Annotated in this window: 15 protein-coding genes; 14 read left to right on the plus strand and 1 reads right to left on the minus strand. The window is 68.7% G+C overall.

Annotation, left to right across the window (positions count from 1 at the left end):
• Window positions 1–99: 99 nt before the first annotated feature.
• The 4 genes from efp to ACFQY2_RS15210 all read left to right on the plus strand — a co-directional run bounded on the left by efp (window position 100) and on the right by ACFQY2_RS15210 (window position 6,092).
• The gene (gene efp / locus ACFQY2_RS15195) at window positions 100–663 is read left to right on the plus strand and encodes an elongation factor P (RefSeq protein WP_378746828.1); all 564 of its coding nucleotides are present in this window, start codon (window positions 100–102) and stop codon (window positions 661–663) included.
• A 2-nt stretch (window positions 664–665) separates the two neighbouring features.
• On the plus strand, window positions 666–1,076 hold the full coding sequence (gene nusB / locus ACFQY2_RS15200; RefSeq protein WP_378746829.1) for a transcription antitermination factor NusB: 411 nt from the start codon (window positions 666–668) through the stop codon (window positions 1,074–1,076).
• Window positions 1,077–1,146: 70 nt separating this feature from the next.
• The gene (locus ACFQY2_RS15205; protein WP_378746830.1) at window positions 1,147–4,416 is read left to right on the plus strand and encodes an SNF2-related protein; all 3,270 of its coding nucleotides are present in this window, start codon (window positions 1,147–1,149) and stop codon (window positions 4,414–4,416) included.
• A gap of 101 nt (window positions 4,417–4,517) precedes the next feature.
• The gene (locus tag ACFQY2_RS15210; protein WP_378746832.1) at window positions 4,518–6,092 is read left to right on the plus strand and encodes a Rieske 2Fe-2S domain-containing protein; all 1,575 of its coding nucleotides are present in this window, start codon (window positions 4,518–4,520) and stop codon (window positions 6,090–6,092) included.
• 12 nt (window positions 6,093–6,104) lie between these two features.
• Here the strand turns inward: ACFQY2_RS15210 and ACFQY2_RS15215 are convergent, their stop codons facing one another.
• Window positions 6,105–6,545, minus strand: coding sequence for a hypothetical protein (locus tag ACFQY2_RS15215; protein ID WP_378746833.1), 441 nt, complete (start codon window positions 6,543–6,545; stop codon window positions 6,105–6,107).
• A gap of 194 nt (window positions 6,546–6,739) precedes the next feature.
• On the opposite strand from ACFQY2_RS15215, the gene pyrR reads away from it, so the two are divergent.
• From pyrR to metK, 10 genes are all read left to right on the plus strand, one after another.
• On the plus strand, window positions 6,740–7,270 hold the full coding sequence (gene pyrR / locus ACFQY2_RS15220; protein ID WP_378746834.1) for a bifunctional pyr operon transcriptional regulator/uracil phosphoribosyltransferase PyrR: 531 nt from the start codon (window positions 6,740–6,742) through the stop codon (window positions 7,268–7,270).
• Window positions 7,267–8,232 (plus strand): aspartate carbamoyltransferase catalytic subunit, encoded by a 966-nt coding sequence (locus tag ACFQY2_RS15225; RefSeq protein WP_378746836.1) that lies wholly within the window; start codon window positions 7,267–7,269, stop codon window positions 8,230–8,232. Before pyrR ends, ACFQY2_RS15225 begins: the two co-directional genes overlap by 4 nt.
• Window positions 8,229–9,545, plus strand: a complete 1,317-nt coding sequence (locus ACFQY2_RS15230) for a dihydroorotase (RefSeq protein ID WP_378746837.1) — start codon at window positions 8,229–8,231, stop codon at window positions 9,543–9,545. The genes ACFQY2_RS15225 and ACFQY2_RS15230 overlap by 4 nt, the downstream gene beginning before the upstream one ends.
• Complete coding sequence (locus ACFQY2_RS15235; RefSeq protein WP_378746838.1) at window positions 9,542–10,048, plus strand: hypothetical protein; 507 nt, start codon at window positions 9,542–9,544, stop codon at window positions 10,046–10,048. The genes ACFQY2_RS15230 and ACFQY2_RS15235 overlap by 4 nt, the downstream gene beginning before the upstream one ends.
• Entirely contained in the window at window positions 10,045–11,217 is a 1,173-nt protein-coding gene (carA, locus tag ACFQY2_RS15240) for a glutamine-hydrolyzing carbamoyl-phosphate synthase small subunit (protein WP_378746840.1), read from the plus strand. The genes ACFQY2_RS15235 and carA overlap by 4 nt, the downstream gene beginning before the upstream one ends.
• Window positions 11,217–14,504: a carbamoyl-phosphate synthase large subunit gene (carB, locus tag ACFQY2_RS15245; protein ID WP_378746841.1), complete on the plus strand. Its 3,288-nt coding sequence runs from the start codon at window positions 11,217–11,219 to the stop codon at window positions 14,502–14,504. Before carA ends, carB begins: the two co-directional genes overlap by 1 nt.
• Window positions 14,501–15,382 carry an orotidine-5'-phosphate decarboxylase gene (gene pyrF, locus ACFQY2_RS15250; protein WP_378746843.1) on the plus strand — a complete coding sequence of 294 codons (882 nt, stop codon included), beginning with the start codon at window positions 14,501–14,503 and terminating at the stop codon, window positions 15,380–15,382. Before carB ends, pyrF begins: the two co-directional genes overlap by 4 nt.
• Complete coding sequence (gmk, locus tag ACFQY2_RS15255) at window positions 15,375–16,283, plus strand: guanylate kinase (protein WP_378746844.1); 909 nt, start codon at window positions 15,375–15,377, stop codon at window positions 16,281–16,283. Before pyrF ends, gmk begins: the two co-directional genes overlap by 8 nt.
• Window positions 16,284–16,397: 114 nt before the next feature.
• Window positions 16,398–16,652 carry a DNA-directed RNA polymerase subunit omega gene (rpoZ, locus tag ACFQY2_RS15260; RefSeq protein WP_286302125.1) on the plus strand — a complete coding sequence of 85 codons (255 nt, stop codon included), beginning with the start codon at window positions 16,398–16,400 and terminating at the stop codon, window positions 16,650–16,652.
• 111 nt (window positions 16,653–16,763) lie between these two features.
• Entirely contained in the window at window positions 16,764–17,960 is a 1,197-nt protein-coding gene (gene metK / locus ACFQY2_RS15265) for a methionine adenosyltransferase (protein WP_378746846.1), read from the plus strand.
• The last annotated feature ends 1 nt before the right edge of the window (window position 17,961 follow it).

Consider the following 17,961-nt stretch of genomic DNA (forward strand, 5'->3'; position numbering starts at 1 on the left):
AACCGGCCCATCGCCATCCGATAGAATCGACTCTCGGCCACTTTCTCCGCGCTTCCGCGCCCGGCCATCGAACCTTCTACACGAACGGACTCCACCAGCATGGCATCCACCGCAGACATCAAGAATGGCGTCGTCATCAAGATCGACGGGCAGCTCTGGAGCGTCGTGGAGTTCCAGCACGTCAAGCCGGGCAAGGGCGGCGCCTTCGTGCGCACCAAGCTCAAGAACGTGGTCACCGGCAAGACGGTCGACAAGACCTACAACGCCGGCACCAAGATCGAGATCGAGAACGTCGATCGCCGTGACTTCACCTACCTGTACACCGACGGCGACAGCTTCGTGTTCATGGACCAGGAGACCTACGACCAGATCAACGTGTCCTCCGCCACGGTCGGCGACGCGGCGAACTTCATGCTCGAGAATCAGCAGGTCCAGATCGCCCTGAACAACGACAACCCGCTGTACATCGAGCTCCCGGCCTCCGTCGTGCTCGAGGTCACCTACACCGAGCCCGGCCTGCAGGGCGACCGCTCCTCCGCCGGCACCAAGCCCGCCACGCTCGAGACCGGCTACGAGATCCAGGTCCCCCTGTTCCTCGACCAGGGCACGAAGGTCAAGGTCGACACCCGCACCGGTGGCTACCTCGGCCGGATCAACGACTGACCTTGAGCGCACGCACCAAGGCGCGCAAGCGCGCTCTCGACATCCTCTTCTCCGCCGATGTGCGGGGCGAGACGGTCCCCGTCACGCTGGCCGCCGCCGCGACCCGCGCGGCGAACGAACCGTCGCGTCAGGCCTCTTGGCTGTACGCCCGCGACATCGTCGACGGGATCATCGACCACCAGGACGAGATCGACGAGCAGATCACCACCCACAGCCGGGACTGGAAGCTGGACCGGATGCCGGCCGTGGACCGTGCGCTGCTGCGCATCGGCACGTGGGAGATTCTGTTCAACGACGAGGTGCCGACCGCCGTCGCGATCGACGAGGCCGTGGAGCTCGCCAAGGAGCTCTCGACCGAGGACTCCGGCGCGTTCGTCCACGGTGTACTCGCGCGCATCGACCGCTCACGCTGATCCGTCACGCCAGCCGCGCCCGGACCTGCGCCGGGCGCGTCGTGTCCGAAGCAGGCGGGAGGATGCCGAGATGAGCATCCCGCGCCCCACCGTGCAGCAGCTGCGCCGACTCGCCGGTGACGGCGGCTACCAGCGCGGCCTGGACTACGCCCGACGCGGGTACGTCCAGCGCACCTCGTGGGACGCCGATTCCCAGACGCTCACCGCCGACGTCTTCGGCAGCGGGGTCGCTCCCTATCGCTGTCGGGCGCAGTTCGACGGCGCCGCCATCCTCAGCACAGCCTGCTCGTGCCCCGTGCAGCGTGCATGCAAGCATGTGATCGCCGCGATGCTCGTCGCAGCGGAAGCCGAGTCCGCCGACGCCGCGGCCGAGGACAGACAGCGTGCTGAGCGCCGGGCGTCCTGGCGGCGTCTGCTTCCTCAGGCCGGCCCGACGAGACCGACGTCGGCGCTCGCTCTCGGTGTCGAGCTGCGCGTGCGCCCCTCTCGCAGCGTCGATCGCTGGGGAGCCGCCGCGGCGCGCACCGCCACGCCGCGGGAGCTGGTCCGCGAGCACGGTGAGGTGCAGTTGGCGGTCCGTCCGCTGATGCGCAGCGAATCGACCGGGAAGTGGATCCAGGGCGAGGCGACATGGGACGGCGTGCGACGACCCGGCATCCGATTCGATGCCGCGCAGGCGCGCTGGTTCACCGACTTCCTCGCGATCGCGCGCGACTCGCTCCTCTCCGGCACCGCCGGCGATTGGATCCCGCTCGACCGGGTCGAGTCGCCCCTGCTCTGGCAGCACCTGCACGCCCTGCGCGACCTCGGCATCCCGATGATCGCCACCCAGAAGCACACCGTCGTGCGCATCGCACGCACGGCCTCTACAGGGCTGCGCATCGATCCCGCCGAGGACGGCGGACTCTCCGTCGCAGCCGACGTGCGCATCGACGACACTCCGGTGCCTGCAGCCTCGGTGCGCCCGATCGGCTCCACGGGCATCTACCGATGGGAGGTGATCGGCGCGGCCGTCGAGGTCACGATCGCCCCCGCGCCGCTGACTCCGCCGGTGCGCGCCGCCATCCTCGCCGCGGAGACGATCGAGGTGGACGGCGAGGACCGCGAACTGTTCCTCACGGAGGCCTACCCCGTCATCGCACGCCAGGCGCCCCTCACCGTGGCATCCGGGCTCGAGCTCCCGGCCCCGGCGCGGCCCCAGCCGGTGCTGCGGGTGACGTTCGGCGCCGCCGATCGCATGGAGCACCGGTTCGAGTGGGAGTACCGCGGTCACGGCACCGTCCCGGTCATCGAGATCCCACCCGCACCGGGGGCCTCGGACTTCCGGGACGGGGACGCCGAGCGGCAGGGCCTGCGCGAACTCGAACGACTCTGGGCCTCGGCCAGCGATGAGGCATTCCAGGCGAGGGGAGTGCGCACGGGCGTCGCCACGGCGGAGTGGGCCGCGACCGTGCTGCCGGTGTTCGAGGAGAGCGAGGTGCGCGTCGTCGTCACCGGGCGACGCAAGAAGTACCGTGAGCTCTCGGGGACGCCCGACATCGCCGTGTCCACGGTCGACTCTCCGGATCCCGACTGGTTCGATCTGGGCATCCTCGTCAAGATCGACGGCGTCTCCATCCCCTTCACTCCGCTGTTCACGGCCCTGAGCATGCGGCGCACGAAGATGGTGCTCGTCGACGGCAGCTACTTCTCACTCGCGCACCCGGCGCTGCAGTCGCTGCGCGAGCTGATCGACGAGGCAGCCGACCTGGCGGAGTGGGAAACCGGGCCGCGCATCAGCCGCCATCAGACCGCGCTGTGGGCGGACTTCGAGGACCTCGCCGATCAGTCCGAAGCAGCCGTGTCGTGGCGCGCCCTCGCCCAGGGGCTGCGCAGCGTGGAGAGCATCCCGCCCGCCGCGGTTCCCCGCGCTCTGGGCGCACAGCTGCGGCCGTACCAGAAGCAGGGATTCGACTGGCTGGCCTTCCTCTGGCAGCACGGCCTGGGCGGTGTGCTCGCCGACGACATGGGCCTGGGCAAGACGCTGCAGCTGCTGACCCTGATCACGCACGCGCGTGAGGCGGGGGAGAGGCGCCCGTTCCTCGTGGTCGCCCCGACGTCCGTGCTCGGGACATGGCGCAGCGAGGCGGCGCGGTTCGCGCCCGGGCTGCGGCTGCGGATCGTCGAAGGCACCTCGGCGCGGCGTGACGACCGGATGACGGATGCCGTGCAGCAGGCCGACGTCATCGTCACCTCGTACACCCTGCTCAGGCTCGATGACGACGAGTACGCCGACGTCGACTGGGCAGGAGTCATCCTCGATGAGGCGCAGTTCGCGAAGAACCCGGCGACGAAGGCGCACAAGGCGATCGCGGCGCTGCGGGCACGAGTGAAGATCGCCGTCACCGGCACGCCGCTGGAGAACAGCCTCACCGACCTGTGGGCGCTGTTCTCGCTGACGGCCCCGGGGCTGTTCCCCTCTGCGCGCAGGTTCCGCGAGGACTACGTGCAACCCATCGAGAAGGGCAAGGTCCCCGACAACGAAGAGGGCGGCGAGTACCGCGCGCGCAGGCTGGCACGGCTGCGCCGCCGCATCCGTCCACTCATGCTGCGCCGCACGAAGGAACTCGTCGCGGCCGACCTGCCCGAGAAGCAGGTGCAGGAGATCTTCGTCGAACTGGCGCCCGCGCATCGCGCGCGCTACGACACCGTGCTGCAGCGCGAGCGGCAGAAGCTTCTGGGCCTGCTCGCCGACCTGGACCGCAACCGGTTCACCGTGTTCCGCTCCCTCACCATGCTGCGGATGCTGGCGCTCGCTCCCGGGCTGATCGACCCTGCCGACGCCGCCGTCCCGTCCAGCAAGCTCGATGTGCTCCTGGAGCACGTGCAGGAGCTGCGTGCCGAAGGACATCGCGCGCTCGTCTTCAGCCAGTTCACCAGCTTCCTCGACCTGGCGGCCGAGCGGCTCACTGCGGCCGGCATCGACCACGTGCACCTGGACGGCTCGACGCGTCGCCGCGAGGAGGTCATCGAGAGCTTCCGCGGCGGTGAGCAGCCCGTGTTCCTGATCAGCCTCAAGGCCGGCGGCTTCGGCCTCACCCTCACCGAAGCCGATTACGTGTTCCTGCTGGACCCGTGGTGGAACCCCGCGGCCGAGGCGCAGGCCATCGACCGCACGCACCGCATCGGGCAGGACCGACCGGTCTTCGTGTACCGGCTGATCGCGTCGGGCACCATCGAGGAGAAGGTGCTGGCGCTGCAGCAGCGCAAGGCGCGCCTGTTCACCGCGGTGGTGGACGATGAGGCGATCTTCTCGCAGGCGCTGACCGCCGACGACATCCGCGGTCTGCTGGAGTCCTGACCGAGACGGACTCGCCGCGCGTCGGATATCTCCGGCGCCTCCGCCCCGGTGCACAGGAACGCCTCGGTAGAATCGAGGCTGTCCACAGCGCGAGGAGAGATATGCGGATCACGGGACTCGGCCACGCCGGGATGTTCATCGAGACGGTCGGCGGGAACATCATCTGCGACCCTGTCATCGGTCCGTCCTTCTTCGGCTCCTGGTTCCCGTTCCCCGACAACCGCGGGCTGGACTGGGAGCGCCTCGGCCGCGAGGCCGACTTCCTGTACATCTCGCATCGCCACCGCGACCACTTCGATCCGCGGGCGCTGGAGCGCTACATCCGTAAGGACATCGAGGTGCTGCTGCCGGAGTACGTGACGGACGACCTCGAGAAGGACATCCGCGCCCTCGGCTATCAGAACATCTTCTACGCACCCGCAGGCCAGATCTTCGAGCGCGGCGGCACGAAGCTCATGATCACCCCGCTGCGGGCGCCCAGCGACGGCCCGATCGGCGATTCCTCGCTGAGTGTCGACGACGGCACCGCGTCGATCCTCAACCAGAACGACTCCCACCCGCTCGACCTCGATGCGCTGCTCTCCTTCGGCAAGCCTGAGGCGTACTTCACCCAGGTATCCGGCGCGATCTGGTGGCCCATGGTCTACGACCTGCCGCAGGACGCCAAGCAGAACTTCGCGAAGCTCAAGCGCGAAGCGCAGAACAAGCGCGCCATGTACTACATCGAGAAGGTCGACGCACCGCACGTGTTCCCGATGGCGGGACCGCCGATGTTCCTGCGCGATGACATCTTCCGCTACAACGGCACCGGCCAGGACGATGACTCGATCTTCACCGATCAGAAGGAGTTCCTCGCCCATCTCAAGGAGCAGGCGCCGCAGTACGACGGCCGGCTGTTCGTTCCCGGAACGGTCGTGGAGATGAACCACGGCGAGATGACCGTCTCCCAGTCGCTGTACACGGATGCCGAGATCGCGCACATCTTCGATGAGAAGTGGGACTACCTCGAGGAGCAGCGGGCGACCCGTCAGCAGGAACTGCGCGACGAGGAAGCCACCCGCGCCGAGATCCTGCCTCCGGCCGAGATGCTCGTCGCGATCAAGGAGTGGTGGGAGCCACTGATCAAGAAGTCCCGCACCATCCGCCTCGGCGTCGGCGGCAACGTGCGGTTCATCATCGGCGACCTGGACATGGTCGTCGACTTCCCCAAGGCCAAGGTGCGCGAGTACGCGGGGGAGGAGTGCATCTACTGGTACACGATCCCCGCCGACCTCGTCTCGACGAACATCCGCGATCACGAGATCGACTGGTCGAACTCGATCTTCCTGTCGATGCAGTTCTCCGTCGGCCGCAGCGGCAAATTCAACGAGTTCCTCACGACGTTCCTGAAGTGCCTGTCGGTGGACCGGATCGAGTACGTCGAGAACTGGTACCAGGAGCAGACCGATCAGACCGAGGACGCCGAGATCGGCGACTGGGTCGTCCAGCGGCGCTGCCCGCACCTGCGTGCCGACCTGACCCGCACCGGGAAGATCGACGAGGACGGCGTGCTCACCTGCAGCATGCACGACTGGAAGTGGGACCTGAAGACCGGGAAGTGCCTGACCACGACCGGTCACCCGATCCGCGTCTCGCAGTGCCCTCTCACCGATGAGGCGCTGCGCGTCGGAGCCTGAGCACGAGCTGCTTCAGCGCTGAGCGAGCAGCAGCTCTTTCAGCTCAGAGGGACGCAGGTCGAGCGCGCGCAGTTCGTCGCGCGTGACGAACTCGACCTCGTACGCTCCGCGTGAGGGGTCGTCGAACTCGGGGCCGTCGGCGGCGGTGGGATCGATCGACGTCAGCCGGGGGGTAGAAGACCTCGGAGCTGATGCTGTCGATCTGACGTGCTCCGCATCGTGCGCCAGCAGCCACTCGTGGAAGCGGCGCACCGCGGCATCCGGGATCTCCCAGCCTTCGTTCCGCGCGTCGAGCCGTCCCGCGATCCACGCCCCCCGCGCATCACTGAAGCCGTCGTGCACCCGCTCGACGCGATCGACCTCGCGAAAGGACGCGGCGGTGGCAACAGCCGATTCGGGGAGACCCAGTGCGAGCGCGACAGTCTGCACAGACTTGCGCTCGGGGCTGGACACCGCGCCAGAGTAGGGCGCGGTGACGAACGCCGGAGAGCGAGCGACAGACACGGCGTGTCGACGCGCGACACGCCGAGCTCGGCGCTGCAGCTCCGGTTGACGTCACCAAGACATCGCAACGCCACCGAGTCGCTAGACTGGAGGCATCACCCACCTTTAACACCGTCCTGTGAGGCGGAGAAGGGAAGTGGCCAGTGTCTGCACGTACCGTGCTGCAGGAAGCCGATATCGCGCGCGCTCTGACGCGCATCGCCCACGAGATCCTCGAATCCAACCGGGGCGCGGAGGGACTCGTCCTCCTCGGAATCCCCACCCGCGGCGTCACCCTCGCCGACCGGCTCGGACCGATCGTCTCCGGCATCGCCGGCAGCGAGATCCCCGTGGGATCGCTGGACATCACCCTCTTCCGCGACGACCTGTCCCGGCATCCCACCCGCTCGCCCAAGCGCACCGAGATCCCCGACGGCGGCATCGACGGCAGGACGGTCGTGCTCGTGGACGACGTGCTCTTCTCCGGCCGCAGCATCCGGGCCGCGCTGGACGCGATCCAGTCGATCGGCCGTCCCGCCGCCGTGCGCCTGGCGATCCTCGTCGACCGCGGCCATCGCGAACTCCCGATCCGGCCCGACTTCGTCGGCAAGAACATCCCCTCCGCCAGCTCCGAGCGCGTCAACGTGCGCCTGAAGGAGCTCGACGGCGTCGACGAGGTGACGATCGAATCATGAGGCACCTGCTCGACACCCGCAGTCTCGACCGCGAGACCGCCCTGCAGGTCCTCGACGTCGCCGAGGACATGGCCGACACCCAGTCCCGCCAGGTCAAGAAGCTGCCGACCCTGCTCGGCAAGACCGTCGTCAACCTCTTCTTCGAGGATTCCACCCGCACCCGCATCTCGTTCGAAGCGGCAGCCAAGCGCCTCTCCGCCGACGTGATCAACTTCGCCGCGAAGGGGTCCAGCGTCTCCAAGGGCGAGAGCCTGAAGGACACCGCGCAGACGTTGCAGGCGATGGGGGCGGATGCCGTCGTCGTGCGCCATTCCGCCTCCGGCGCGCCCCGCACGCTGGCCACCAGCGGCTGGATCTCCGCGGGCGTCGTGAACGCCGGAGACGGCACGCACGAGCATCCGACGCAGGCGCTGCTGGACGCGTTCACGATCCGCAAGCGGCGCTTCGGTGCCGACAGTCGCGGCCATGATCTCGCCGGCCTGCACGTCGTCATCGTCGGAGACGTGCTGCACTCCCGCGTCGCCCGGTCCAACGTCTGGCTGCTCGCGGCACTCGGCGCCGAGGTCACGCTGGTCACCCCGCCGACGCTGGTACCGCAGAACGTCTCGCAGTGGCCCGTCCGCGTCATGTACGACCTGGACGCAGCACTGGCCGCGGGACCCGACGCCGTGATGATGCTGCGCATCCAGGCCGAGCGCATGCACGCCGCTTATTTCCCGACTGAGCGGGAGTATTCGCGGCTGTGGGGACTGGACGCATTGCGCGCGGCCGGTCTGCCGGAGAGTAGCATTGTCATGCACCCCGGCCCCATGAACCGCGGCCTGGAGATCTCCTCCGAGGCCGCCGACTCCCCACGATCCACCGTGCTGGAGCAGGTCACGAACGGCGTCTCGGTGCGCATGGCAGTGCTGTACCTGCTTCTGGCAGGGGAGCGGAACGACGAACGAGGGGAAGTGAAGTGAGCCAGGCCCTCGTCATCGCAGGAGTCCAGCTGCTCGGGCGCGACAGCACCGACATCATCATCGAGAACGGCGTCATCACCGAGATGGGTTCAGGTCTGAGCCGATCGGGCGCACGCGTCATCGATGCGGCCGGGCTGGTCGCGCTGCCGGGTCTCGTCGACCTGCACACGCACCTCCGCGAACCCGGCTTCGAAGCATCCGAGACGGTGCTCACCGGAACCCGCGCTGCGGCGGCCGGCGGTTTCACCGCCGTGTTCGCCATGCCGAACACCCAGCCGGTCGCGGACACGGCGGGCGTGGTCGAGCAGGAACTCGCCCTCGGCGAGGCCGCCGGCTACGCCACCGTGCAGCCGATCGGAGCCGTCACCGTCGGACAGAAGGGCGAGCGGCTCGCGGAGCTCGGCGCCATGGCCTCCTCCCGGGCTCGTGTGCGCGTCTTCAGCGACGACGGCTTCTGCGTGTGGGATCCGCTGATCATGCGCCGCGCCCTCGAGTACGTGAAGTCCTTCGGCGGCGTGATCGCGCAGCATGCGCAGGATCCCCGTCTCACCGAGGGCGCCCAGATGAACGAGGGCGTCGTCTCCGCCGAGCTCGGCCTGGCCGGATGGCCCGCCGTCGCCGAGGAGTCGATCATCGCCCGCGACGTGCTGCTCGCCGAGCACGTCGGGTCCCGTCTGCACGTCTGCCACCTCTCCACGGCCGGGTCCGTCGACCTGATCCGCTGGGCCAAGAAGCGCGGCGTCCACGTCACCGCTGAGGTCACGCCGCACCACCTGCTGCTGACCGACGAGCTGGTCCGCGACTACGACGCGCGGTACAAGGTCAACCCGCCGCTGCGCACGCAGGAAGATGTGCTCGCCGTGCGAGAGGGCCTTGCCGACGGCACGATCGACATCGTCGCGACCGATCACGCCCCGCACCCGGCAGAGAACAAGGCCTGCGAATGGCAGGCGGCCGCGAACGGCATGGTCGGTCTGGAAAGCGCGCTGCGGGTGGTCCACCAGTCGATGGTGCAGACCGGGATGCTGGACTGGACCGACGTCGCGCGCGTGCTCAGCACGAAGCCGGCGCGCATCGGGCAGCTCGACGGCTTCGGCTCGCTCGAGGTCGGTCGTCCGGCGCACATCACCCTGTACGACGCGACCGCGCCTGGTGTCTTCTCGGAGGCCGATCTGCACGGACGCAGCCGCAACTCGCCCTACCTGGGACGCGACCTGCCGGGTCGGGTGCAGTGGACCATCCACGGCGGCGCCGTGACCGTCGACGACGGAGTCCTCGTCGAGGATCTGAGCGAGCGGGGCGAGTCGAAGTGACGCGCGAGATCGCCGCGCTGATCATCGCCGGTGCCACCGCCCTCATCCTCATCGCCATGTTCATCGGATGGCGACGACGAATCCGGCGGGACTCCGACCTGTCCGCGCCCATCGGAGTCCCGGAGCACGCCGAGGTCACCGCCCGCCATGAGGTGCTGTACGTCGCCACGACCCGGCACGACCAGCCTCTGGAGCGGGTCGCGGTCCAGCCGCTCGCGTACCGCGCACGCGGTGAGCTCGTGCTCACCGACAGGGGAGTGGCGCTGAGCCTCGACGGCACTCCCACCGTCTTCATCGCCTCGACACGACTCGTCGCCGCCGACCGCGCGACTGTCGCCGTCAATCGCGTCGTGGAGCCGAACGGATTGGTCCGCCTGGTCTGGCGGGTCGCCGACGGCGTCCTCGTGGATTCATTCCTGCGACTCACATCCGCTGAGCCTCAGCAGATACTTCCGGAGCTCGAGCGCCTCTGCGCCGCACCGGAGAACGGAGAACTGTCTTGACCGCTGCACACCCGGGGGCCTCGACCCCGCTGTCACCCGCCGTGCTCGTCCTCGAGGACGGCACCCGCTTCGAGGGCCGCTCCTACGGAGCTATCGGAACCACACTCGGCGAGGTCGTCTTCGCCACCGGAATGTCCGGCTACCAGGAGACGCTGACCGATCCGTCCTACGCGGGACAGATCGTGCTGCAGACCGCGCCGCACATCGGAAACACCGGCATGAACGCGCTCGACGCGGAATCCGAGCGGATCTGGGTCGCCGGATACGTGGTGCGCGACCCCGCCCGGCGCGTGTCGAACTGGCGATCCGAGGAGTCCCTCGACGACGCTCTCGTGCGCGACGGCATCGTCGGCATCAGCGGCATCGACACGCGCGCGCTGACCCGCCGCATCCGCGATGCCGGATCCATGCGCGGCGGCATCTTCTCCGGACCGGCCGCTGAGCTGGATGCCGACGAGCAGCTGCGTCAGGTGACCGATGCGCCCCGGATGGCAGGCCAGAACCTGTCCGCCGCGGTCTCCGTCACCCAGGAGCGCGTCATCCCCGCGACCACCGACCGCATCGGGAACCTGGCGGTCCTGGACCTGGGGATCAAGCAGTCCACCCTGGACAACCTCGCCGCACTCGGGTTCGACGTGCACGTGCTGCCGCAGTCCGCGAGCTTCGCCGACATCCGCGCGATCGATCCCGTCGGGGTCTTCTACTCCAACGGCCCCGGTGACCCCTCCGCTTCCGACGCCCAGGTCGCCGTGCTGCGGGAGGTGCTCGACGCGCGGCTGCCGTACTTCGGCATCTGCTTCGGAAACCAGCTCTTCGGTCGTGCACTGGGACTGGGCACGTACAAGCTCACCTTCGGCCACCGCGGCATCAACCAGCCGGTCCTCGACAAGTCGACCGGCCGGGTGGAGATCACCGCGCACAACCACGGATTCGCCGTCGAGGCCCCCCTCGATGGCACCTTCGCCAGCCCGAACGGCTACGGCACCGTGGAGGTGAGCCACGTCGGTCTGAACGACCAGGTCGTGGAGGGCCTGCGCGCGCACGACATCCCTGCCTTCTCGGTGCAGTACCACCCCGAAGCCGCGGCCGGGCCGCACGACGCCCACTACCTCTTCGCCAGGTTCCGCGACCTGGTTCTGTCAGACCTCATCCAGAAGGACGCCCAGTAATGCCGAAGCGCGAAGACATCAACTCCGTTCTGGTGATCGGCTCCGGCCCGATCGTCATCGGTCAGGCGTGCGAGTTCGACTACTCCGGCACCCAGGCGTGCCGCGTCCTGCGCGAGGAGGGCGTGCGCGTCATCCTGGTCAACTCCAACCCGGCCACGATCATGACCGACCCCGACTTCGCCGACGCGACTTACATCGAACCGATCACCCCTGAGGTGATCGAGACGATCATCGCCAAGGAGAAGCCGGATGCCATCCTGCCGACCCTCGGCGGTCAGACGGCCCTGAACGCCGCGATGACGCTGCATGAGCGCGGCATCCTGGACAAGTACGGTGTCGAGCTGATCGGCGCGAAGGTGGAGGCCATCCGCAAGGGCGAGGATCGTCAGATCTTCAAGGAACTGGTCCTGGAAGTGGGCGCCGACGTCGCCGACTCCCGCATCTGCCACACGATGGACGAGGTCCTCGCCGGTGCCGCCGAACTCGGCTACCCGCTGGTGGTCCGGCCGTCGTTCACGATGGGAGGCCTCGGCTCCGGCTTCGCCTACGACGAGGAGGACCTGCGCCGCATCGCCGGTGCCGGCCTGCACGACTCGCCCACCCATGAGGTGCTCCTGGAGGAGTCCATCCTCGGCTGGAAGGAGTACGAGCTCGAGCTCATGCGCGACACCGCCGACAACACCGTCGTCGTCTGCTCCATCGAGAACGTCGACCCGGTCGGCGTGCACACCGGCGACTCGATCACGGTGGCACCCGCCCTCACGCTCACCGACCGCGAGTACCAGAAGATGCGCGACATCTCGATCGACATCATCCGCTCCGTGGGCGTGGACACCGGCGGCTGCAACATCCAGTTCGCCGTGGACCCGACCAACGGCCGCATCATCGTCATCGAGATGAACCCGCGCGTGTCCCGCTCGTCGGCGCTGGCCTCCAAGGCGACCGGCTTCCCGATCGCCAAGCTCGCGGCCAAGCTCGCCCTGGGCTACCGGCTGGACGAGATCCCGAACGACATCACCGGTGTCACGCCGGCCAGCTTCGAGCCCACGCTGGATTACGTGGTGGTCAAGGTGCCGCGGTTCGCCTTCGAGAAGTTCCCGGCGGCGGATGCGACCCTGACGACCACCATGAAGTCGGTCGGCGAGGCGATGGCGATCGGACGCAACTACACGACCGCATTGCAGAAGGCCCTGCGCTCGCTCGAGCACCGCGGATCCTCGTTCCACTGGGGTCCCGAGGAGCGCACGGTCGAAGAGCTCCTGGAGATATCCCGGACGCCCACCGATGGTCGGATCGTGGTGCTGCAGCAGGCACTGCGCAAGGGTGCGACGATCGAGCAGGCGTTCGCCGCCACGTCGATCGACCCGTGGTTCCTCGACCAGATCGTCCTGATCAACGAGGTCGCCGAGCTCGTCGCCGGGGCACCGGAGCTGGATGCGGCCACGCTGCGTCACGCCAAGGAGCACGGCTTCTCGGACATCCAGATCGCGCAGCTGCGCGGTGTCAGCGACCTCGAGGTGCGCCGCATCCGTCACGACCTGGGCCTGCGACCGGTGTACAAGACGGTCGACACCTGCGCGGGGGAGTTCCCCGCGCTGACGCCGTACCACTACTCGAGCTATGACTTCGAGACCGAGGTCGCGCCCTCGGAGCGCACCAAGGTCGTCATCATCGGCTCCGGCCCCAACCGCATCGGTCAGGGCGTGGAGTTCGACTACTCGTGCGTGCACGCCTCGTTCGCGCTGTCGGATGCCGGCTACGAGACCGTCATGGTCAACTGCAACCCCGAGACCGTGTCGACAGACTACGACACCTCGGATCGCCTGTATTTCGAGCCCCTGACGCTCGAGGACGTGCTGGAGGTGCTCGACGCGGAGGCGCGCAGCGGCACCATCCTCGGCGTGGTCTGCCAGCTGGGCGGCCAGACGCCGCTGGGACTGGCGAAGGGCATCGAGGCGGCCGGCTACACCGTGCTGGGCACTAGCCCTGCGGCGATCGACCTCGCCGAGGAGCGCGAGCTCTTCTCGCGTCTGCTGGACCAGGCCGGTCTCGTCGCGCCGCGCAACGGCACGGCCATCGACGTCGAGGGCGCCGTCCGCATCGCGGAGGAGATCGGCTACCCGGTGCTCGTGCGGCCGAGCTTCGTGCTCGGCGGCCGCGGCATGGAGATCGTCTACGACACCCCCTCGCTGCGCGACTACTTCGTGCGCACCGCCGGCCAGGTCATCATCGAGGAGGGCAAACCGCTGCTGGTGGACCGCTTCCTCGACGACGCGATCGAGCTGGACGTCGACGCCCTGTTCGACGGCACCGACCTGTACATCGGCGGCATCATGGAACACCTCGAGGAGGCGGGCATCCACTCCGGCGACTCCAGCTGCACGCTGCCGCCCATCTCGCTCGGACGCAGCGATATCGACCGCGTCCGCGAGGCCACCAGGTCCATCGCCGAGGGCGTGGGCGTGCGCGGTCTGCTGAACGTGCAGTTCGCGATCAGCGCCGGCGTGCTCTACGTCATCGAGGCGAACCCGCGGGCGAGCCGCACCGTGCCGTTCGTGTCGAAGGCGCTGGGCATCCCGCTGGCCAAGGCCGCCAGCCGCATCATGGCGGGCGCGACCGTCGCGGAACTCATCGACGAGGGCATGATCCCCGTCCAGGACGGGTCGAAGGTGCCGCTGGGCGCCCCGATCGCCGTCAAGGAGGCCGTGCTGCCGTTCAAGCGATTCCGCACCCACGACGGCAAGGTGGTGGACTCGGTCCTCGGCCCCGAGATGCGCTCCACCGGAGAGGTCATGGGCATCGACAAGGACTTCCCGACGGCATTCGCGAAGAGCCAGGCCGCCGCGTACGGAGGCATGCCCACGTCGGGCACGGTCTTCATCTCCGTGGCCGACTCCGACAAGCGCGCCGTGATCCTGCCCGCTCACCGCCTGCAGCAGCTCGGCTTCTCCCTGGTGGCCACCGAGGGGACCGCGGAGATCCTCGGACGCAACGGCATCCACGTCAGTGTGGTGTCCAAGTACAGCGAAACGCAGGAGACCGGGGAGCGCAACATCGTCGACCTGATCAACGACGGTGAGATCGACATCGTCGTGAACACTCCGAGCGGCGGCGCGGCCCGCGCCGACGGCTACGAGATCCGTGCGGCCGCCGTCGCGGCGGACAAGGCGCTGTTCACCACGATGGCCGTTCTCGGCGCCGCCGTGAGCGGCATGGACGCGGCGAACGAGGGCTTCTCGGTGCGCAGCCTGCAGGAGTACGAGCTCGACCGCAGGTCGGCGAAGTGACCCAGTTCTCGGACGCTCCGCGCTCGTTCGGCGTCCGCCTCCGGGCGGCGCTGGACGAGCACGGGCCGCTGTGCGTCGGCATCGATCCGCATGCGTCGCTGCTGGAGCAGTGGGGTCTGCCGCAGGACGCCGACGGAGTGCGCTCCTTCGGACTCGCGGTGGTCGACGCCGCCGCGGGCCGGGTCGGCGTGGTCAAACCCCAGGTGGCGTTCTTCGAGCGCTTCGGATCGCGGGGCTTTGCCGCGCTCGAGGACGTGATCGCCCGCGCGCGGGAGGCAGGGCTGCTCGTGCTCGCCGACGCGAAGCGCGGCGACATCGGCTCGACGATGGCGGGATACGCGTCGGCGTGGCTCGAGCAGGGCGCGCCGCTGGAGTCGGATGCCGTCACGGTCAGCCCGTACCTCGGGCCCGAGTCGCTGCGCGAGACCATCACCACGGCCGTCCGCGCCGGCAAGGGCGTGTTCGTGCTGGCTGCGACCAGCAACCCCGAGGCCGCTGCGGTGCAGACCGCACGAACGGTCGATGTGGGTGCCGGCGACGAGCAGACGGTCGCACAGCGGGTCGTGCGCGACATCGCCTGGGCGAACGGCTCGGTGGCGTTCGAAGGCGGTCTGGGGCCGGTCGGCGTCGTCATCGGGGCGACCGTGGACCGCACCGAGTTCGCGCTCGATGACCGTGCTCTCGCCGGCACGCCGATCCTCGCACCCGGGTTCGGGGCGCAGGGCGCGGTGCCGGAGGACCTGGTCTCCCGGTACGGCGCGATCGCCTCACAGGTTCTCGCCAGTGAGAGCCGCAGTGTCCTCGATGCCGGCCCGGCAGGGATCGCGGCAGCCATACGCGAACGGGCCGCACGGTATCAGGAGGTTCTTCGTGGCTGAACATCGCATCGTCCCCGACGTCGATCGCCGGGCTGCGTCCCAGCGGGCGCTGGAGCGCAGGCGCGCGCGGGCGTCGATCAAACGCGACCTGACCACCCGGGTCACCACCGGCCAGGAGATCCTTCGACAGGCCGTCGAGGAGCCCGACTCGGATGCCGCGACCATGCGGGTGACGGACTTTCTGCTTGCGCTGCCCGCGATCGGCACGGGCAAGCGCGACCGCATCCTGGAAGAGCTGCACATCTCGCCGGTCAAGCGCCTGGGAGGTCTCGGCGTGCGTCAGCTGGCCGCACTGTCGGGATGGCTGGACGCGCGATTCCCCCCGCACACGGCGCGGCCCGGGCGCAGCCGCCTGCTGGTGCTCGCCGGACCGACCGCCGTCGGAAAGGGGACGGTCGCCGCGCACATCCGGGAGAGCCATCCGCAGATCCACCTGTCGGTGTCGGCCACGACCCGTGCGCCGCGGCCCGGGGAGATCGACGGCGTCCACTACTACTTCGTCGACGACGATGCCTTCGACCGGCTGATCGCGGAGAATCAGCTCCTCGAATACGCGACCGTGCACAACCGGCACCGCTACGGCACGCCGCGCGGTCCGGTCGATGAGGCGCTGGCGGCGGGAAAGACCGTTCTGCTCGAGATCGACCTGCAGGGCGCCAGACAGGTGCGCGCTGTCGAACCCTCGGCGACGCTGGTGTTCCTCCTGCCGCCCAGCTGGGACGAACTGGTGCAGCGGCTGGTCGGTCGGGGCACCGAGGACGCCGAGGAGCGCAGCCGCCGACTGCGCACCGCGCGCAAGGAACTGGCGGCCCAGAACGAGTTCGATTATCTCGTCGTGAACGCCGACGTCGCCACAGCGGCCCGCGAGGTCGTAGAATTGGCCTCAGGCTCTGCGCGCTGACCCGTCCGCCAGGACGATGAGTTCCTGAGCTCGCCCCAGGGCGCGCGCTCCGTTTCACCGATTTAGCGACACGTCATCGTCCGATGGCAGCGTCGCCTGACCAGGAGGTCCACCATGGCCGGACACAACCAGGGCATCATCGACCCGCCCATCGACAATCTGCTGGAGCGCGTCTCGTCGAAGTACGAGCTGGTGATCTTCGCGTCCAAGCGCGCGCGCCAGATCAACGACTACTACTCCGACCTGCACGAGGGGAACCTCTTCGACAACGTGGGCCCGCTGGTCGACTCGTCCGTCGAGGACAAGCCCCTCACGATCGCTCTGCACGAGATCAACGAGGACAAGCTGCGCATCCGCCACGCCGAGTGATCTCTCGCACCCTGTGAGCCGCCGACGTCCGGACCCGGATGTCGGCGGTTTCACGCATACTGGCGTCGAGCCGATCCCGGCTCCGCCCGACAACCCTGCTTTGGAGCATCGATGAGCGCGCTGCGCCTGTTCACGTCCGAGTCCGTCACCGAAGGGCACCCCGACAAGATCTGCGACCAGATCTCCGACAGCATCCTGGACGGTCTGCTCACCGTCGATCGAGATTCGCGCGTCGCCGTCGAGACCCTGGTGACGACGGGGCTCGTGCACGTGGCCGGTGAGATCCGCACGGAGGGATACGTCGACATTCCGACGATCGTGCGCGACGTCGTGAACGGCATCGGCTACACGTCGAGCGACATGGGCTTCGACGGCTCGTCCTGCGGCGTGAGCATCTCGGTGGGGGAGCAGTCCACCGACATCGCCCACGGCGTCGACCAGGCTCAGGAGCAGCGCGACGGAGGCTCCACGGACCCGCGCGACGAGCTCGGCGCAGGCGACCAGGGGATCATGTTCGGCTTCGCGACCAACGAGACCCCGCAGCTCATGCCGATGGCCGCCTGGACCGCCCATCGCATCGCCGAGCGCCTCACCGAGGTGCGCCGCTCCGGCGAGCTGGACTTCCTGCGCCCCGACGGCAAGACGCAGGTGACTCTCGGCTACGACGGCTTCACGCCCAAGAGCGTGGAAGCCGTGGTGCTCTCCACTCAGCACCACCCCGACATCTCGCAGGACGAGCTGAAGGCGCTCGTGCGGTCGAAGGTCATCGACCCCGTGCTCGCCCAGACCGGACTCGACCTGGCCGACGATCTGAGCTACTTCATCAACCCGGCGGGCCCCTTCGTCACCGGTGGGCCGAAGGGCGATGCGGGCCTGACCGGTCGCAAGATCATCATCGACACCTACGGCGGCGCCGCGCGCCACGGCGGCGGCGCCTTCAGCGGCAAGGACCCGTCGAAGGTCGATCGCTCGGCCGCGTACGCGATGCGCTGGGTGGCGAAGAACGTGGTCGCCGCCGGTCTGGCGGACCGCGCAGAGGTGCAGGTGGCCTACGCCATCGGCGTCGCCCGTCCGGTCGGTCTGTACGTCGAGACGTTCGGCACCGGAACGGTCTCCGACGATGCGATCACCCGCGCCATCGAGTCCGTGTTCGACCTGCGCCCGCAGGCGATCATCGAGGAGCTCGATCTGCTGCGTCCGATCTACGCCCAGACCGCCGCCTACGGTCATTTCGGCCGCGAGCTGCCCGACTTCACCTGGGAGCGCACCGACCGCGCAGACGAGCTGCGCCGCGCTGCCGGCGTCTGAG

This window comes from Microbacterium sp. GCM10027623, assembly GCF_042666935.1.
GTDB lineage: Bacteria > Actinomycetota > Actinomycetes > Actinomycetales > Microbacteriaceae > Microbacterium.

Bases quoted from the DNA above. Each gene is read 5' to 3' on its own strand.
- ACFQY2_RS15210 (WP_378746832.1), top strand. From the start codon at position 4,518: ATGCGGATCACGGGACTCGGCCACGCCGGGATGTTCATCGAGACGGTC.
- ACFQY2_RS15225 (WP_378746836.1), top strand. From the start codon at position 7,267: ATGAGGCACCTGCTCGACACCCGCAGTCTCGACCGCGAGACCGCCCTG.
- metK (WP_378746846.1), top strand. From the start codon at position 16,764: ATGAGCGCGCTGCGCCTGTTCACGTCCGAGTCCGTCACCGAAGGGCAC.
- rpoZ (WP_286302125.1), top strand. From the start codon at position 16,398: ATGGCCGGACACAACCAGGGCATCATCGACCCGCCCATCGACAATCTG.
- carB (WP_378746841.1), top strand. From the start codon at position 11,217: ATGCCGAAGCGCGAAGACATCAACTCCGTTCTGGTGATCGGCTCCGGC.
- efp (WP_378746828.1), top strand. From the start codon at position 100: ATGGCATCCACCGCAGACATCAAGAATGGCGTCGTCATCAAGATCGAC.
- ACFQY2_RS15205 (WP_378746830.1), top strand. From the start codon at position 1,147: ATGAGCATCCCGCGCCCCACCGTGCAGCAGCTGCGCCGACTCGCCGGT.